General features: G+C 61.0%; 16 protein-coding genes. 15 read left to right on the forward strand and 1 reads right to left on the reverse strand.

Annotated elements, in window-relative coordinates:
- Nucleotides 1–341: 341 nt before the first annotated feature.
- The 15 genes from PHU01S_RS14485 (at nt 342) to PHU01S_RS14555 (ending at nt 16,361) form a co-directional block, all read left to right on the forward strand.
- Nucleotides 342–1,565: a bifunctional diguanylate cyclase/phosphohydrolase gene (locus tag PHU01S_RS14485; RefSeq protein WP_246029239.1), complete on the forward strand. Its 1,224-nt coding sequence runs from the start codon at nt 342–344 to the stop codon at nt 1,563–1,565.
- Between the two features lie 158 nt (nt 1,566–1,723).
- Nucleotides 1,724–2,896: a serine hydrolase domain-containing protein gene (locus PHU01S_RS14490; protein WP_127508145.1), complete on the forward strand. Its 1,173-nt coding sequence runs from the start codon at nt 1,724–1,726 to the stop codon at nt 2,894–2,896.
- A 278-nt stretch (nt 2,897–3,174) separates the two neighbouring features.
- Nucleotides 3,175–3,495, forward strand: a complete 321-nt coding sequence (locus tag PHU01S_RS14495) for a DUF3870 domain-containing protein (protein WP_021881040.1) — start codon at nt 3,175–3,177, stop codon at nt 3,493–3,495.
- A gap of 200 nt (nt 3,496–3,695) precedes the next feature.
- Entirely contained in the window at nt 3,696–4,520 is an 825-nt protein-coding gene (dppA, locus tag PHU01S_RS14500; protein WP_127508147.1) for a D-aminopeptidase DppA, read from the forward strand.
- A gap of 37 nt (nt 4,521–4,557) precedes the next feature.
- Complete coding sequence (locus PHU01S_RS14505; protein ID WP_127508149.1) at nt 4,558–5,490, forward strand: ABC transporter permease; 933 nt, start codon at nt 4,558–4,560, stop codon at nt 5,488–5,490.
- Nucleotides 5,491–5,492: 2 nt separating this feature from the next.
- Nucleotides 5,493–6,413 (forward strand): ABC transporter permease, encoded by a 921-nt coding sequence (locus tag PHU01S_RS14510; protein ID WP_127508151.1) that lies wholly within the window; start codon nt 5,493–5,495, stop codon nt 6,411–6,413.
- A gap of 224 nt (nt 6,414–6,637) precedes the next feature.
- On the forward strand, nt 6,638–7,654 hold the full coding sequence (locus PHU01S_RS14515; protein ID WP_049869710.1) for an ABC transporter ATP-binding protein: 1,017 nt from the start codon (nt 6,638–6,640) through the stop codon (nt 7,652–7,654).
- Nucleotides 7,655–7,884: 230 nt separating this feature from the next.
- The gene (locus tag PHU01S_RS14520) at nt 7,885–9,498 is read left to right on the forward strand and encodes a peptide ABC transporter substrate-binding protein (protein WP_048746780.1); all 1,614 of its coding nucleotides are present in this window, start codon (nt 7,885–7,887) and stop codon (nt 9,496–9,498) included.
- Nucleotides 9,480–10,478 carry a S66 peptidase family protein gene (locus tag PHU01S_RS14525; protein WP_048746765.1) on the forward strand — a complete coding sequence of 333 codons (999 nt, stop codon included), beginning with the start codon at nt 9,480–9,482 and terminating at the stop codon, nt 10,476–10,478. The genes PHU01S_RS14520 and PHU01S_RS14525 overlap by 19 nt, the downstream gene beginning before the upstream one ends.
- Before the next feature lie 35 nt (nt 10,479–10,513).
- On the forward strand, nt 10,514–11,620 hold the full coding sequence (locus PHU01S_RS14530) for a mandelate racemase/muconate lactonizing enzyme family protein (RefSeq protein WP_049868056.1): 1,107 nt from the start codon (nt 10,514–10,516) through the stop codon (nt 11,618–11,620).
- Nucleotides 11,617–12,630 carry a C40 family peptidase gene (locus PHU01S_RS14535; protein ID WP_127508153.1) on the forward strand — a complete coding sequence of 338 codons (1,014 nt, stop codon included), beginning with the start codon at nt 11,617–11,619 and terminating at the stop codon, nt 12,628–12,630. The genes PHU01S_RS14530 and PHU01S_RS14535 overlap by 4 nt, the downstream gene beginning before the upstream one ends.
- A gap of 355 nt (nt 12,631–12,985) precedes the next feature.
- Nucleotides 12,986–13,306, forward strand: coding sequence for a HesB/YadR/YfhF family protein (locus PHU01S_RS14540; RefSeq protein WP_307721806.1), 321 nt, complete (start codon nt 12,986–12,988; stop codon nt 13,304–13,306).
- A gap of 28 nt (nt 13,307–13,334) precedes the next feature.
- Nucleotides 13,335–14,468, forward strand: coding sequence for an N-acetylmuramoyl-L-alanine amidase family protein (locus PHU01S_RS14545; RefSeq protein WP_048746758.1), 1,134 nt, complete (start codon nt 13,335–13,337; stop codon nt 14,466–14,468).
- A 17-nt stretch (nt 14,469–14,485) separates the two neighbouring features.
- Nucleotides 14,486–15,793 (forward strand): DNA recombination protein RmuC, encoded by a 1,308-nt coding sequence (locus tag PHU01S_RS14550; protein WP_049868051.1) that lies wholly within the window; start codon nt 14,486–14,488, stop codon nt 15,791–15,793.
- Between the two features lie 16 nt (nt 15,794–15,809).
- Nucleotides 15,810–16,361, forward strand: coding sequence for an SLOG family protein (locus tag PHU01S_RS14555; protein ID WP_048746779.1), 552 nt, complete (start codon nt 15,810–15,812; stop codon nt 16,359–16,361).
- A 96-nt stretch (nt 16,362–16,457) separates the two neighbouring features.
- Here PHU01S_RS14555 and PHU01S_RS14560 read toward each other — a convergent pair whose 3' ends face one another.
- Nucleotides 16,458–16,817, reverse strand: a complete 360-nt coding sequence (locus PHU01S_RS14560) for a winged helix-turn-helix transcriptional regulator (RefSeq protein ID WP_048746754.1) — start codon at nt 16,815–16,817, stop codon at nt 16,458–16,460.
- Between the last annotated feature and the right edge of the window lie 74 nt (nt 16,818–16,891).

The raw sequence follows: 16,891 nt of genomic DNA on the forward strand, positions 1-16,891 counted from the left end.
TCAATCATAAGGATACCAAGTGGTGGAAACATTTCCTTAATCTCGCTATGTATACTTTTATGATTGTTGGGGCTAATTACATCTACTTGCGGTTCGGCGGCGAGACAGGCACTTTTGAGACTTCTTTCCTGCCGGCATTCATTGTTTCGCTTGCGGCCTACTTCTGTATAAACGTCCTTTTGATTGGAACCTATTATTTTTTGGTCTACAAAGGAAGACTTGTCGAAATCCTGCGAATGTTTATCAAGGAAGTTCTCTTTGCCTATCTCAGCATTTTGCTGTTATCAATGATTCTGGTTATTTTGCTTATTTATACCAGTCTTTTCGGCCTATTTCTGTTCTTGATTATCGCTACGCTGCTGTCGCACGTCTTCAAACAGCTTTTCCTCATGTACCACGAAATCAACGACAAAGCCAACAAGGACCAGCGGACAGGGCTGTACAACCACAGCTACCTGGAAGAGAAGCTGGATGACTTCATAAAAACCTACCGCGAGGATGGGAATGTTTTCTCCTTCGCGATGCTGGACCTCGACGACTTCAAGAAGTACAACGATCTCTACGGACATCCGCAAGGAGACAAGCTGCTCAGCTTCGTCGGCTCCATCATCAAGGCGGAGTGCGAGCCTTTTGGATTCGTCTGCGCCCGCTACGGCGGAGAGGAATTTGCGGTCATCATGCCGGCGTACGGCAAAAACGAAGCGCGCAAGTTCATCAACCAGCTGCGCAAGACGGTGAACAATTCTCCGTTCGAAGGCGTCGAAATCCTCCCGCACGGATGCGTGTCGTTCTCGGCCGGCGTCATGGAGATGAATGCCGATACGTACGAGAAGTCGCAGCTTGTCGGCTTGTCCGACCGGGCGATGTACATCTCCAAGTCCAAAGGCAAGAACACGGTGACGATCTACGGCGAGCAGACCTATCTGCCGCAGAAGTTCGAGCATGAAATCAACGAGCTGGAGCAGCAGATCCGTGTATTCCTCTCCAAGGATGTCTACACGTTCAAGCATTCCAAGAGGGTGTTCTCCTACGCGGTGGACATGGCGGAGAAACTCGGCCTGAACGAGGAGGAGAGGCGCACGCTTATTCTGGGCGCGCTTATCCACGATATCGGCAAGCTGGAGATTCCGAGGGAAGTGCTGACCAAGAGGGCGAAGCTGTCCAAGGAAGAATGGGAGCTCGTCAAGCAGCATGTCACCTTCGGCAAGGAGTTTCTTCTCGCATCGGGAACCTATTCGGATCTCGTGCCGCTTGTCGAGCTGCATCATGAACGCTATGACGGGACGGGTTATCCGCATGGGCTCAAGGGGACGGAGATCCCGAAGCTGGCGAGGCTGCTTTGCATCATCGATTCCTTTGACGCGATGACGACCGAGCGTCCTTACCAGCGGACCCGTACGTTCGAGGAGGCCGTGGAGGAAATCCAGGCCTGCTCAGGATCGCAGTTCGATCCGGAGCTCGCCGTTCCGTTCATCGCCTATGTCAACCACCGGATCGAGCAGGACGATATCCCCGAGGAGATCATCCAGCAGCTCCGCGAGCAGCAGGAAAGAGAAGGAGCTTGATTCGCTGGCCGTTTGCCGATGAGGCAAACGGCCTTTATTATTTTCCTTTAGCCTATTGACGTTTTAGGGGACGAAAAGTCATAATTTAATAGAATGTAAACGCTATACAGGTCTCCTGGACGACAAACGCAACTTCAAAAGGAGGCTGAACGCATCGCATGAGCAAGCCTGACAAAGTAGCCTTGAGGCTGCAGGAAACGATGGATCGCCGCCGCATCGTCGGCATGGCCTGCGCGTTTCTCATTCGCGGGCGGCTCGTCTGGAGCGGCGGTCTGGGACTGGCGGACAAGGAAAGAGGCTTGCCGGTGTCGGACAAGACGATCTTCCGCATCGCATCCATCTCCAAGACGGTCACAGCCGCTGCGCTGCTTCAGCTCGCCGATCGCGGGTTATGCGGCTTGGACGACGACGCAGGCAAGCTTGTCGGCCTTCCGCTCCGCCATCCGGCCTTTCCCGGCCAGCCGGTTACGCTGCGGCAGCTGATGACCCATACGTCGGGACTGCGCGACGAGTATGCCGGCTTCGCGGCCGCTTCCCGTCAGGATCCCATGATTCCGCTCTCTGAACTGATCGTTCCCGGAGGACAATGGCATCCCGCCAAGCTGTGGGGGGACAAGCCGCCGGGGGATCCGTCCGGTTATGAATACTCCAACCTTGGCGCGATTGTCATGGCGACGATTATCGAGCGGCTGAGCGGCGAGCGCTTCGACCGCTATTGCCGCAAGCATCTCTTCGAGCCGCTCGGCATGCGGGATTCCAGCTTCAACCTGCAGGATTTCGAGGAGCCCGACCGAATCGCCGTCCTCTATGAGTACGATGCCGATGCCGGCGACTATGTTCCGGCCGCAGACGCATTTCGCGGTTGTCTGCCGGAGCGGACGGACCTGCGGGATTATGTTCCCGGCGCCAACGGATCGTTGTTCGGCCCGCAAGGCGGCCTCCGGACGACAATCGCGGATCTGTCCCGCTGGCTGGAGATGCTGGCCGGCAAGGGCGAGCGCAGCGGAGTCCGGATTCTCCGCAAGGAGACGGCGGAGCAGATGCAAGCCCGGCAATGGTCCAGGGTTCCGCAGGAAGGCTTCTACCGGGAAGGCGGCCTGCAGCTCCAGCGGACGCATGATCTCATGCCCGGCAGGCTGATGATCGGCCATCCCGGCGACGCCTACGGGCTGCGCAGCGGAATGTATTTCGATCCCGAAGCCGGAATCGGCCTGATTTATGCCATGAACGGGCTGGACGACGCCAAGGAAGGCCATGTGTTCACGGCGGCGGAGACCGAGTTGGCGGCCGCGATGGCCGAAATATTCCTGCGGAAGAAGAATCAGCGTTAACGGCGTCTTCACCGGGAGCCTGCAAGGCGCATTTCCGGCACAGCATGGACCCGGAGCCTGCTAGGCCGCCTCTAGGAGCAGACGCCTCTAGGAGCAGCTTGAACCGGGAACATGGTTGCCGTTAGAAGGGCATAACATGTCGGCGCGTGTCTGTGGTCGCAGTCAACGCCGGGCCGGCATGGGCCAATAGCAGGATTTCTTATTTACAACCCGCTCGAGTCGATGTTAGAATAATTAACATCCAGCGAGCGCATGAAGCAGACAAGGGAGAATGACGGATGCCTTTCGACAAAAACACGCTGTATCTCATAGGCGATGCCCAGTCATCCGTGAACAATCCGATTACCCAGCAGTACAGCGCTTTTTTCATCGGGCTCGTCGTTGGGAAGGAATCCGGGATCATCATCGATGCCGGCTGCTCCTCCACCATTCCGCTTACTTCGGAGTTCGTCCGCTCGATCTTCATCGGCCACTCCGTTCTGGACGTGGAGCTGGTAGCCGAGGAAATCCGGAGCAGGTACCACGGCTCTTCACAGAAGGCATTGATCGTCGCCTTCAAGGACGCCTCCAAAAAATTCAAATCCACGCTCATCGACTAGAAGAGCAGGCCTCCGCGCCTACTTCCGGTCAGCGTACGCTGCTTTATTTATCCGTATGGCGGGACATTCCGGCATGCACGTAAATAAAACCCAGCCAACGGATCCAGGGACAAGCATGTCCCCGGCTGTTGGTCTGGGTTTTTTTCATACTCTGTATCAAAACCGAACCGATCATTTCTTATATTCCGGGAGGATGGCCAATGAAGCTCTATATATCGGTAGACATGGAAGGCATAACAGGGCTTGTAGACAGCACGCACGTCGATTCGAGCCAGCGCAGCTATCCCCGCGGCCAGGTCATCATGACGGACGAGGCGAATCATGTCATCGGCACGGCATTCGACGAAGGCTGCTCCGAAGTGATTGTCAACGACAGCCAATCCAAAATGAACAATCTGCTGATCGAAAGGCTGCATCCCGACGCCCAGCTCATCACCGGAGACGTCAAGCCGTACTCCATGGTGCAGGGGCTAGACGCTTCGTTCGGCGGCGCCGCCTTCCTCGGCTACCATACGATGGCGGCAACCCGCGGCGTTCTCAGCCATTCGATGATTTTCGGCGTGACGAAGATGTACATAGGGGATACAGCCATCGGCGAGCTCGGCTTCAACGCCATGGTAGCCGGCTATTTCGGCGTCCCCGTCCTGCTCGTGGCCGGCGACGACGAGACGGCGGTAGAAGCGGAGGCGCTGCTGCCGGGGGTGACGACGGCAGTCGTCAAGAAGGCGATTTCGCGCACGGCGGCTCTGTGCCTGACTCCGGACAAGACCGGACAGCTGCTGAGGGAAAAGACGAAGGAGGCTCTCGACAACCGCTCCCGCGTCAAGCCGCTGGCTTCGCCGGAGCGGCCGCATCTGTCGATCGAATTCGCGAACTACGGACAAGCCGAATGGGCGAGCCTGATGCCGGGAACCCGAATCGAGGGCAGCAGCCCGGTCGTTTCCTTCCAGGCCAAGGACATTCTCGAAGCCTACCGGGCCATGCTGGTCATGATTGAGCTGGCGACAAGGACCAATTACTGCTAAGACGTTTTGCCAGACCGATTAAGGGGAGTGACAGAAGGTGGCATCTTACATCCTGAAGCGGCTTGTCTCCATGCTGGTGACGCTGTGGCTGATCGTCACGGTGACCTTTTTCCTCATGCATTCCGTGCCGGGGTCTCCGTTCGATAAGGACGGCAAGAACAGCAATCCGACGGCCGTGCAGAACATGATGGCTTATTACCATCTGGACGAGCCGGTCGGCGTTCAATACGTGCTTTATCTGAAGTCTCTACTCAAGCTGGATCTCGGTCCGTCGATCGGGCATTTTCCCGACAGCGTGAATTCGATGATCAGCCGCGGTTTCCCCGTTTCCTTCCAGCTCGGCATGATCGCGATCCTGTTCGCCATCGTCGCCGGCATCGCGCTCGGAACGGTCGCCGCCCTGTACAAGAACCGGCTGATCGACCAGGCGGCCATGGTGCTCGCTGTGCTCGGCATCGCCGTGCCGAACTTCGTCGTGGCGACGCTGCTGATCAAATACGTGGCCGTGGAATGGCATCTGCTGCCGGTCGCCATGTGGGGCACCTGGCGCCACACGGTGCTGCCGGGGCTGGCGCTGGCTACCGGTCCCATCGCCATCATTGCCCGCATGACCAGGGCCAACATGGTGGAGGTGCTCACCTCCGACTATATCGAGACGGCCCGCGCCAAAGGACTGCATCCGTTCGTCATCGTCACGAAGCATGCGCTGCGCAACGCGGTGCTGCCGGTCGTCACCCTGCTCGGGGCGCTGATCGCCAACGTCCTGACGGGAAGCTTCGTCATCGAGAAGATTTTCGCCATTCCCGGCATGGGCAAGTATTTTGTGGACGGCATCAACAACCGCGATTATTCGGTCATCATGGGCACGACCGTGTTCTACAGCGCTCTGCTGCTGTTCATGATGTTTCTCGTCGATATCGCCTACGGCCTCATTGATCCCCGCATCAAGCTGCACCGGAAGGAGCGCTGAGCATGAACGTACCGGATTCCCTGTTTGTCCCGATGAACCGCTCCGCCGTGGATGCGGAAGCGATCGTTCGGCCCCGCCTCGGCTTCTGGAAGGAATCGTGGAACCGGCTGCTGGCCAACAAGCTCGCGTTCGCCGGAGCCGTCATCATCATCCTGCTCGCCCTGCTCGCTTCGTTCGGCCCGATGTTGACGGACCAGAGCTACTCCAGGCAAGTCCTCACCGATGCCAACATGAGCCCGTCCGCCGAGCATTGGTTCGGCACGGATGACCTGGGCCGGGACGTATTCGCCCGCATTCTCTACGGAGCCCGCATCTCGCTGTTCATCGGCCTGATGGCCACCCTGATCGACGTCGTCATCGGCATCGTGTACGGCGGCATCGCCGGGTACGTCGGGGGCCGCGCAGACAACCTGATGATGCGCTTCGTAGATATGCTGTACGGCGTTCCCTACCTGCTCATCGTCATTCTGCTCATGGTCATCATGGGGCCAGGCCTGCTGACGATCATCGTCGCGCTCAGCGCGACAGGGTGGATCGGGATGGCCCGCGTCGTCCGCGGCCAGGTGCTGACGCTGAAATCTTCGGAATACGTGCTGGCTTCCCGTTCGATCGGCTCCAGCGGCTGGCATATCATCCGCAAGCATCTGCTGCCCAACGCGATGGGCGTCATCATGGTGCAGATCACCTTCTCCGTGCCGTCGGCCATCTTCGCGGAAGCTTTCCTCAGCTTCCTCGGCCTCGGCATCCAGCCGCCGCTCGCGAGCTGGGGCGTCATGGCGAGCGATGCTCTCGGCGTCATCCTCTCCGGCCATTGGTGGAGGCTGTTCTACCCGGCATTCTTCATCTCCATGACGATGCTGGCGTTCAATCTGGTCGGCGACGGCCTGCAGGATATCTTCAACCCTAGGCAGAGGAGGTCATGAGCATGTGGAGACGATCCCGAAAAGCGTCGATATCCGCGGTCGCGGCTCCTGAAGGCCTGGCCAGGGAAAAGGAAAGAGAAACGGTTAGGGAAGACCGCCTGCCAGAGCGGCCGCCCGCAATTTACGACGGCCGGACGGCAGCGCCGGAACCGGCGGCGACGGAAAAGCCGGCCAGCCGGGAGCCGAGGGAAGCTGCCGAGGGCAGGGCGCCCGGCAAAACCCTGATGGCCGTCGAAAATCTGCGAGTCAGCTTCCGGACCCACGGCGGAGAGGTGCAGGCGGTGCGCGGAGTCGATCTCCAGCTTCGCGAAGGCGAGACGCTGGCCATCGTCGGGGAGTCGGGCTGCGGCAAAAGCGTCACCGCCCGCAGCCTGATGCGGCTGCTGCCGGAACAGACGTCGAAGCTCGGCAAGGACTCTCGCATCGTCTGGAAAGGCGTTGACCTGACGCGGCTCAAGGAAAAGGAGCTGCGGAAGCTGCGCGGCGCAGAGATTTCAATGATCTTCCAGGATGCGATGACGGCGCTCAATCCGACGCTCACCGTCGGAGAGCAGCTGATCGAGAGCATCGCCCTGCACCGCAAGGTGCCGAGATCGGAAGCGCGCAAAATCGCCGTGGAGATGCTCGGCCTGGTCGGCATTCCGAGTCCGGAAACGCGGCTGAAGCAATATCTGGGCGAGTTCAGCGGCGGGATGAGGCAGCGCATCATGATCGCGATCGCCGCCTCCTGCAATCCGTCGCTCCTTATCGCCGACGAGCCGACGACCGCGCTCGACGTGACGATCCAAGCCCAGATTCTGGAGCTGTTCCGGATGCTGCAGCAGAAGACCGGCGTGTCCATCGTGCTGATCACTCATGATCTGGGCGTCGTCGCCGAAACGGCCGACCGCGTCTGCGTCATGTACGCCGGCGAGATTGTGGAGTCGGGCTCCGTGCGGGAGCTGTTCCGCAGGCCCCGGCATCCGTACACGAGAGGGCTGCTGGCCTCGATGCCCCGGCTCGACCGGGACCGCTCGCGCCAGCTCGAGCCGATTCCGGGCACGCCGCCGGATCTGTTCGCGCCGCCGCCGGGCTGCGCCTTCGCGGCCCGATGCCCGCATGCGATGGAAGTGTGCCGGCTGCATCATCCCGCCTCGACACAGGTGGGCGGCAGCCATTCGGTATCCTGCTGGCTGGAGGATCCCCGGGCGCAGCAGGCTCCGCCGTCCTCTCCGGCCGGACGGTCGGCCGCAATCGGCTAGCCGTTCGGCGAGCTGACAACCGGGAGCCGCTTGTTCCGAATCATTTTAGCCCCTTTTTATTCGGGGCCAAGGGGGGAGAAGGGGAGCGCCAGGCCTGCGGCAGACAGATTAGAGGCAGGCCGTCTGACCAGATGAGACATCGGCGATATGACTTCGATTGCGGCCTCAGCGACGCAGTATCGACTTGTATCCCACCATTCGAATCAAAGGGGAGAGCCACAACCATGTCCATGAAAAAAATGTCTGCTGCGCTGATCAGCTGCGTGCTGCTGGCCGGAACGATACTGGCCGGCTGCGGAGACGGCAACGATGGAGGCGGCACCGGAGAAGCCTCCGGCAAGATTCTCCGCTACAACAACAGCAAGGAGCCGACCTCCCTCGATCCGCCGATCGGCTTCGACCAGATTTCCTATGACGTGGTGAACAACGCCTTCGAGGGGCTCACCCGCCTGGGCAAGGATCAGAAGCCTGAAGCGGCGATGGCGAAGGAATGGAAGATGTCCGACGACGGCCTGAAGTACACCTTCACCCTGCGCGACGGCATCAAATGGTCCAACGGCGATCCCGTGAAGGCGTCCGACTTCGAATATGCCTGGAAGCGGCTGCTGAACCCCGACACGGCGTCCGATGCGGCCTTCCTCGCTTATCCGATCGCAGGCGCGGAGGCGTACAATTCCGGCCAAGGCTCCGCCGACGCCGTCGGCATCAAGGCGACGGACGACAAGACGCTTGAGGTCACGCTCGCCCATCCGGCGGCCTGGCTGATCCAGATGACGGCAAGCCCGGCCTTTTTCCCGGTCAACCAGGCCGTTGTCGAGAAGAATGCGAAGTGGGCGGGCGAAGCGGCGACGATCGTCGGCAACGGACCGTTCACGATTACGGAATGGAAGCATGACGACGAGCTGAAGATGGTCAAGAACAAGGACTACTGGGATGCATCCAGCGTGAAGCTGGGCGGCGTCACCTATAAAATGGTCAACGATACGAATACCGCCTACCAGCTCTTCCAGTCCGGCGAGCTCGACACGACCGGCAGCATTCCGTCCGATATGGCCGACAAGCTGTTCGAAGAGAACAAGGTCAAGGTCGAAGAGGCGGCGGGCACGGCGTTCTACCGCTTCAACGTCACGATGGAGCCGTTCAACAACATGAACATCCGCAAGGCGTTCGCCGAAGCGGTCGACCGCCAGCAGCTTGTCGATCTCGTGCTTCGCCAGAAGCACAAGCCGGCCGTCGCCTTCGTGTCCCCGGGGCTCGAGGATGCGGCCGGAGGCGACTTCCGCGAGAAGGGCGGAGATCTGCTGAAGTTCGACGCGGCCGATGCCAAGGCGCTGCTCGCCAAAGGCATGCAGGAAGCCGGCTACTCCAAGCTTCCGGACGTCACGCTGACCTACAGCACGAACGACATCAACCAAAAGGTCGCCCAAGCGATGCAGGCGATGTTCAAGGACAATCTCGGCGTCGACGTCAAGCTGGAGAGCAAGGAAAGCAAGGTGATGGTCGCCGAGCAGAAGAAGCTGCAGCTGCAGCTGTCCCGTTCTTCCTTCCTGCCTGACTTCGCGGATCCGATCAACTTCCTGGACGGTTTCCAGTCGGACAATCCGTTCAGCCGCACAGGCTGGAAAAACGCCAAGTACGACGAGCTGATCAAGGGCGCTTACCAGCAGAGCGACGAGAAGAAGCGCTATGAGATGATGCATGAGGCCGAAGCGATCCTGATCGACGAGGCTCCGATTTTGCCGCTGTACTTCTACAACACGGTCAATCTGGAGAGCGACAAGCTGTCCGGCGTCGTGCGCCATCCATTCGGCTTCATCGACTTCAAATGGGCGGAGCTGAAGTGAGCCGTCCGGGCCTGATCCGCCCGCGCAAGCTGCAGCCCGGCGACACGGTCGGGATTCCGGCTCCGGCAAGTCCGGGCGACCGGGAGCAGGCGGAGGCTGCCGCAGGTTACCTGCGGCGCCTCGGCCTGAACGTGAAGCTCGGCCGGACGCTCTCGCTGCGCCGCGGTTACCTGGCCGGAAGCGATGAAGAGCGCGCCGAGGAGCTGAACGGGCTGTTCGCGGATCCGGACATCGCCGCCATCATCTGCGCGCGCGGCGGATACGGCACGGCACGCATCGCGGACCGGCTCGACTACGGCATGATCCGTCGCAATCCCAAGATTTTCTGGGGCTACAGCGACATTACGTTTCTTCATTCGGCGATCGGGCGGCTAAGCGGCCTGGTCACCTTCCACGGGCCGATGATGATCGACTTGAAGGAGCTTCCGGAAGGAGAGGACGGAGCCGGCCATGCCCGTCCCCATCCGCTGACGCTGGAAGGGTATAACCGCCTTCTAGCTCCGCATAGTGTTCACTATACGGAAGAGATCGCTCCCCTGCGGGTGCTGGTTCCGGGCGAAGCGAGCGGCCCGCTTGCCGGCGGCAATCTGTCGCTCCTCGTCAGCACGCTGGGAACGCCGTACGAGATCGATACGAGGGGCAGGCTGCTGCTGATCGAGGACATCGACGAGGAGCCTTACCGCGTCGACCGGATGCTGTGCCAGCTGAAGCAGGCCGGCAAGCTGGACGATGCCGCCGGCATCGTCGTCGGCGACTTCCATAACTGCGAGCCTTCAAAGCGCAAGGAGTCTCTGAGTCTGGACGAAGTTCTGGCGGAATACATCGTGCCGGCCGGCAAGCCGGCCATGGCGGGCTTCCGGATCGGACACTGCTCGCCGAATATCGCCGTTCCGCTTGGGGTGGAAGCTGTACTGAACACGAGCGGCCGAAGCCTTGTTTTCAACGAATCCGGATTCTCGGACGGCGCAGAGCCGGCTTAGAGCATCCCGGCCAGCCGCATGAGGAGGACAACAGCATGAACATTGAAAGCATACAGGTGATGAGGCAGTCGACCCCTCTCCACAAGCCGTTCAAAACCGCGCTCCGCACCGTGCATGACCAGGAATCCATCCTGGTCCGGATCCGGGACCGCGACGGCCGCGTCGGCTGGGGAGAGGCGCCGTCCACGATCGTCATTACCGGCGACAGCCTCGAGAGCATCGAGTCGGCGATCCGGCTTACGTTCGCTCCGCTGCTCGTCGGGCAGAGCCTGCTCGGCTACGAGCGCCTGCTGCAGAGCGTGCACGGAGCGATGGTCGGCAGCAGCAGCGCGAAGGCCGCCGTGGACATGGCGATCTACGACTTGGTCGCCCAGCATTGCGGCTTGCCGCTGTACCAATTTCTCGGCGGCTACAAGGACCGCCTGGAGACGGACTTCACGGTCAGCGTGAACTCGCCCAAGGAGATGGGCGAGGATGCGGCCAGCTGCGTCCGGGAAGGCTTCAACGTGCTCAAGATCAAGGTCGGCAAGGACGACGTGCAGGAGGATATCGAGCGCATCCGCGAAATCCGCAGCCGCGTCGGCGGCGGGGTGAAGATCCGCCTCGACGCCAACCAGGGCTGGCAGGTGAAGGATGCGGTCCGGGCGATCCGCCGCATGGAGGATCTCGGGCTCGACATCGAGCTGGTGGAGCAGCCGGTCAAGGCCCATGACATCGAGGGGCTGAAGGCGGTCACCGACGCGGTCCAGACTCCGATCATGGCGGACGAGGCCGTCTTTTCGCCGGCGGAGGCGCTGCGCGTGCTCCAGATGCGGGCGGCCGATCTCATCAACATCAAGCTGATGAAGTCCGGCGGCATCTACAAAGCCCAGCTTATCAACGGCATGGCGGAGCAGTACGGCGTGGAATGCATGGTCGGCAGCATGATCGAATCGCGGGTGGCGGTAACGGCGGCGGCCCATCTGGCGGCGAGCAAAAAGAACATCACCCGATTTGATTTCGACGCTCCTCTGCTGCTGAGGAGCGACATCGTCGACGGAGGTGTCCGTTACGACGGCCGCGTCATGACGTTCCCGGATGCGCCGGGACTCGGCATCCGCGACGTGCGCGTCGCCGCCAGTCCGGGAGCGGCGGTATCATGAGCGCGGCCTTGAGGGAAGCGCGTGCGGCGGTTCCTGTCGCGACGGTATGGACGAGACCGGACTCGCCGCGGAAGCTGGATGCTCCGGCGCTGGCAAATCCGGCCGACCTGCGCGGCTGGCTGTCTTCAATGACGGTGGACGACCGCCTGGACCTATGCGACAACAATCGGGTGCAGACGCAGCTGCTCTATGGCGAGCGCGTGCTCGTGGCCGAGGAGAAGGAGGGCTGGGCTCGTGTATTCATTCCGGGGCAGAGCAGCTGCAAGGAGCCGCTCGGCTATCCCGGCTGGGTGCCTCTGGCGCAGCTGGCCTTCCCTTCTCCGGGAGCGTTTCCGGACGGAGCCTGCCGAAGCGGCAAGGACCGGCAGGAAGGGGAACGGGCATCGGGCCGCTGCGCCGTGGTCACCGCCGACACCGCCTGGCTGCTCGATTCCGATCCCGATGAGGCTGGAGGAGGGGCGCCGAAGCGCCTCATGGAGCTGAGCTATCTCACGCGGCTGCCGGTCGCGGAGGATGACGCCGAAGGCTTGACGGTGCTGCTGCCGGAAGGCGGCAAGGGCTGGCTCCAGCGCGGCGATGCCGATGTTGCGGCGATCAGCCGTCCATCGGCCGGCGGCCGCGGCGATCATGCCGGCCGCTTCGTCGTGGAGCAGGCGCGCCGCTTTCTCGGCCTTCCCTACCTGTGGGGCGGCATGTCGTCGCTCGGCTACGACTGTTCGGGCCTGGCGTTCAGCATGCACCGGGCGGCCGGCATCGCCATCCCGAGAGACGCCTCCGACCAGGCTCTGGAAGGGCAGGCTGTCGACCGGGAGGACCTGACTCCGGGCGATCTGCTGTTCTTCGCTTATGAGGAAGGCAAAGGGAGAGTCCACCATGTCGGCATCTACGCCGGCGGCGGGCGGATGATCCATTCGCCCCGGACGGGGCGCTGCGTGGAGCTCGTCAAGTTCGACGAGAACTATGAGCTGTACCGCGAGCATTGCGCTTCGCGGCGTTACTGGAACCAATAGGACTTGCAGGTCCGGCCTGCTGCCTTTCGGCGGCGGCCGGGCTTTTTTCATCTGCGGAATTCATTGCTGCGGCTGGCGCTCTTGGACTAACGCTGGAGGCATTGATTTTACTTTTCTATCGACATCAGCTCCACTTCGATGGGCATTTTGGCGTAGCCGGGGTAATTTTCGACATTCAATTCGGCGCTGCTTCTAGCTGCGTCATCTTCATTTCATCCCCTATTTATTAGACCTGCGGGGAAGAGAAACGGTTTTCCGGCCGCTGGATTTTATTTCCTCCGGGTTAGAAACTTTTCATCCGGTGGCCCGATTGGGCTCCCTTTGTTATACTAATGGCAAATCTAGCAAACACTTAATGATAGAGTGGAAGGAAAGGGGAGCCGCCCATATGAAGCTGACGGTCGATCCGGAAGCGGCCCGCTGGTATAAGCAAGAGCTGAATCTTCACGAAGGCGACCAGCTGCGCGTCTTCGTGCGCCTGGGAGGCTGCGGCAGCGTGCAGCCGGGGCTGTCGCTCGGAATCATGAAGGACGAATCGCGCCGGCCCGGCTTGCGTCAGGAGGAGGAAGGGCTCGTTTTTTTCATGGAAGAGGACCAGCTCTGGTATCTCGACGGGAAGGAGCTACATCTGCGCTATGACTCCGCGCAGGATGAGGCTTTCATGGATGTCTACTAAATCGTACTGCCGGAAGGGAGCGCATGGAATGAGAAGATGGCTGGTTGTCCTGATGGCCGCCTTGGTGTTGGCGGCTGGCATGCCTGTCGGACCGCCCTCGGCCGCGGTTGCAGCGGCAGCGGTATCGTACAAGGTTGCGACCAAATCGCTGCCTGTCCTCAAGGAACCGGATCAGAAAGCAGCCGTCAAAGGATATTTGACCCAAGGAGCGACGGTTCAGGTTACGGACGAACAATTCGGCTGGATGAAGGTGAGCGGACAGGGTCTCACCGGATGGGCAGCGGGCCACTACCTGGTCAAGTCGGCTTCCGTCGGAACGTCGGGTTCGGCATCGAGCGTGTCCCTGTCCGGCGCTGCCGGCCAGAAGTCGAGTGTCATCACGGGAAGCGGAGTGCGGGTGCGCAGCGGCCCCGGCACCGGTTATTCGGTCGTCGGGAGCGTTACGACCGGCGACCGGGTGACCGTGCTCAAAACGTCCGGGCAATGGAGCAGCGTCAAGACGCCGGGCGGGCTGGCCGGCTGGGTCAGCAGCCAATACATAAGCAGTTCAAGCGGAACTCTGGTGAGCACGGGCGGAGGCAGCGGCCCCGCCGCCGGCAGCGGAATCGGCAGCCTCAAGGGAAAGCTGATCGTCATCGATCCCGGCCATGGCGGCAACGATCCCGGCATGATCGGCACGACGCATAAGACCGAGGAGAAAGACCTTACGCTCAGCACATCCAAGCTGCTCGCCGACGAGCTGCGGGCGAGGGGAGCGAGCGTCATTCTCACCCGTACGAAAGACAGCGAGAAGCCGTCGCTCCCGGACCGGGTCCGGATCGCGGAGCAGGCGTCGGCGGACGCTTTTGTCAGCATTCATTACAATTCTTCCCCTACCAAGGCTTCCGGCACGCTTGTGTTCTATTATTCCAAGAACAAGGATGTGCCGCTTGCGAGAGCGGTCGAAGGCCCGCTTGAGGGGCTGAGCCTCGGCACGAACGGCATTTCGTTCGGAGACTATCATGTGCTGCGGGAGAACAGCCTGCCGTCGGTGCTGCTGGAGCTTGGATTCCTCAGCAACGCCAAGGACGAGGCGGAGGTACGGACGGAGAAGTACCAAAAGGAAGCCGCTGCCGCGATCGCGCAAGGCTTCGAAGCCTATTTCGCCCGCAAATCAACCTGAGAGAAGGATAAACGCCCATGAATTATGCCATCCTGGGATTGCAGGCCGTCATTCTGGCTGCCGTCGCGCTGCTCTATCTCACACGCCCAAGGAGCCGCTCCGGGACAGACCCGTCGCTGCTGCGGGAGCTCGACCGGATCCGGGACGACGTCCGCAGCTACACGGCGGAGCATGCGGCGCAAGGCCGCCAGGAGGCTGCGGCTGCGGCGCGCCAGAACCGCGAGGAGCTGGCGGCTTCCATGAACGCCATGAACCGCACGCTCATGGGCAACATGAACGACATGGCGCTGCAGCAGAAGCATCTGCTGGACAGCTTCTCCGAGCGGCTCGCGGAGCTGACGCGAGTGAACGAAACGAAGCTGGAAATGATGCGCGGCACGGTGGAGGAGAAGCTCCGGCATCTGCAGGAGGACAACAACCGCAAGCTGGAGCAGATGCGCGCCACTGTCGACGAGAAGCTGCATGCGACGCTGGAGCAGCGGCTGGGCGAATCGTTCAAGCTCGTCAGCGACCGGCTGGAGCTCGTGCATCAGGGACTCGGCGAGATGAAGAGCCTGGCGAACGGCGTCGGCGATCTGCGAAAGGTGCTGACCAACGTCAAGACGAGAGGCACGCTCGGCGAGATCCAGCTCGGCAACCTGCTGGAGCAGACGCTGACGGTGGAGCAGTACGACCGCAACGCCGCCACGCGGCGCGGCAGCAGCGAGCGGGTGGAGTTCGCCGTCCGCATTCCCGACAAGCACAATTCCAATCAGATCATCCATCTGCCGATCGACTCCAAGTTCCCGATCGAGGATTATCAGCGTCTGCTGGACGCCCTGGACGCGGACGACCATCTCGCCGCGGCGGAATGCTCCAAGCAGCTGGACGCGCGCATCAAGCAGGAGGCCAAGTCGATCCGCGACAAGTATATCGATCCGCCGAATACGACCGACTTCGGCATCATGTTCCTGCCGGTGGAGGGGCTCTTCGCTGAGGTGCTCCGCCGCCCCGGCCTGTGGGAGCAGGTTCAGCGCGAGTTCCGGGTCGTCATCGCAGGCCCGACGACGCTGACCGCGCTGCTGAACAGCCTCCAGATGGGCTTCCAGACGCTGGCGATCCAGCAGCGCTCGAGCGAGGTATGGCAGGTGCTCGGCGCCGTGAAGACGGAGTTCGGCAAGTTCGGAGATCTGCTCGACAAGACGCAAAAGAAGCTGCAGGAGGCGAGCAACTCCATCGACGCGGCGGCGGTCCGTTCCCGGGCGATCGAGCGCAGGCTGCGCAAGGTGCAGGAGCTGCCGGCCGGAGAGGCGCCGGACCTGCTGCTGGAGGCCGCATCGGAATGAGGAGGCTGCCGTGAGCATCGCCAATCTGCTCGTGACCGGGTACCGGGCGCATGAGCTGAACATTTTCTCGCAAAAGCACGAAGCGATTCCGTTCATCCGCAAGGCGGTGGAGAACCGCCTCGTTCCTTTATTGGAGGACGGACTGGAATGGATCATCTCGCCGGGGGGCTATGGCTTCGATCTGTGGGCCTGCGAGGCCGCGATCGGGCTCAAGCGGGATTATCCGCAGCTCAAGATATCGATTCTGACGGCGTACGCCAATCCCGACGAGAAGTGGAAGGAAGACCGCAAGGCCTATTATGAAGGCATCCTGCGGCAGGTCGATCATCATGTCAGCGTCAGCAAACAGCCCTATGAGGGAGTATGGCAGCTGACCGCGCGCGACAGCCTGCTGCTGCGCAAGACCGACGCCATGCTGCTGTTCTACGACGAGGAGATGGGGGAAGGCAGTCCGAAGTATTTCAAGGAACGGGCGCTGCGGAAGCAGCAGGACGAGGACTATCCCCTGTTCACGATTACGGCGGAGAGCATCCAGAGCATCGCGGAGGAAGAACGGCTGGCGGATTGACCGACAGAAAAAAGGCTGGAGCATGCAGAACTTCTGCGGCTCCGGCCTTTTTCGATTGGAAATGAAATGTTCTGCCCGAACGGTTGCTGGCCGGATTCATCGCGGATTCAGGACGCTTTCCTCCAGCGCCTCGAACCGGTTGCCGTACGTCTTCTCCAGATGGCGGTCGCCCCATTCGCATAGCGAGGTCAGAATGGATTGAAGGGACTTGCCATAATCGGTCAGCTCGTATTCCACCTTCGGCGGCACCTGGTTGTAGCTGATGCGGTTCACGATGCCGTCCTGCTCGAGCTCGCGCAGCTGCTGCGTCAGCATCTTCTGCGTAATGTTCGGCATGAGCTGGCGGAAGTCGCAGGTCCGCTTCTTTCCATGCGTCAGATGGCACAGGATGACGGTCTTCCATTTGCCTCCGATGACGTCCAGCGTGGCCTCGACCGCGATATTGTATTTTTTCATGGTTGCGGTTTCACTCTCCTTGCTTCGCAAAAGGAACTAAAAAGTAGCTATGGTACTTGAAAGTGCGTTCTGTT

This window comes from Paenibacillus humicus NBRC 102415 (genome assembly GCF_004000905.1).
In the GTDB taxonomy this organism is placed as follows: Bacteria; Bacillota; Bacilli; order Paenibacillales; family Paenibacillaceae; genus Paenibacillus_O; species Paenibacillus_O humicus.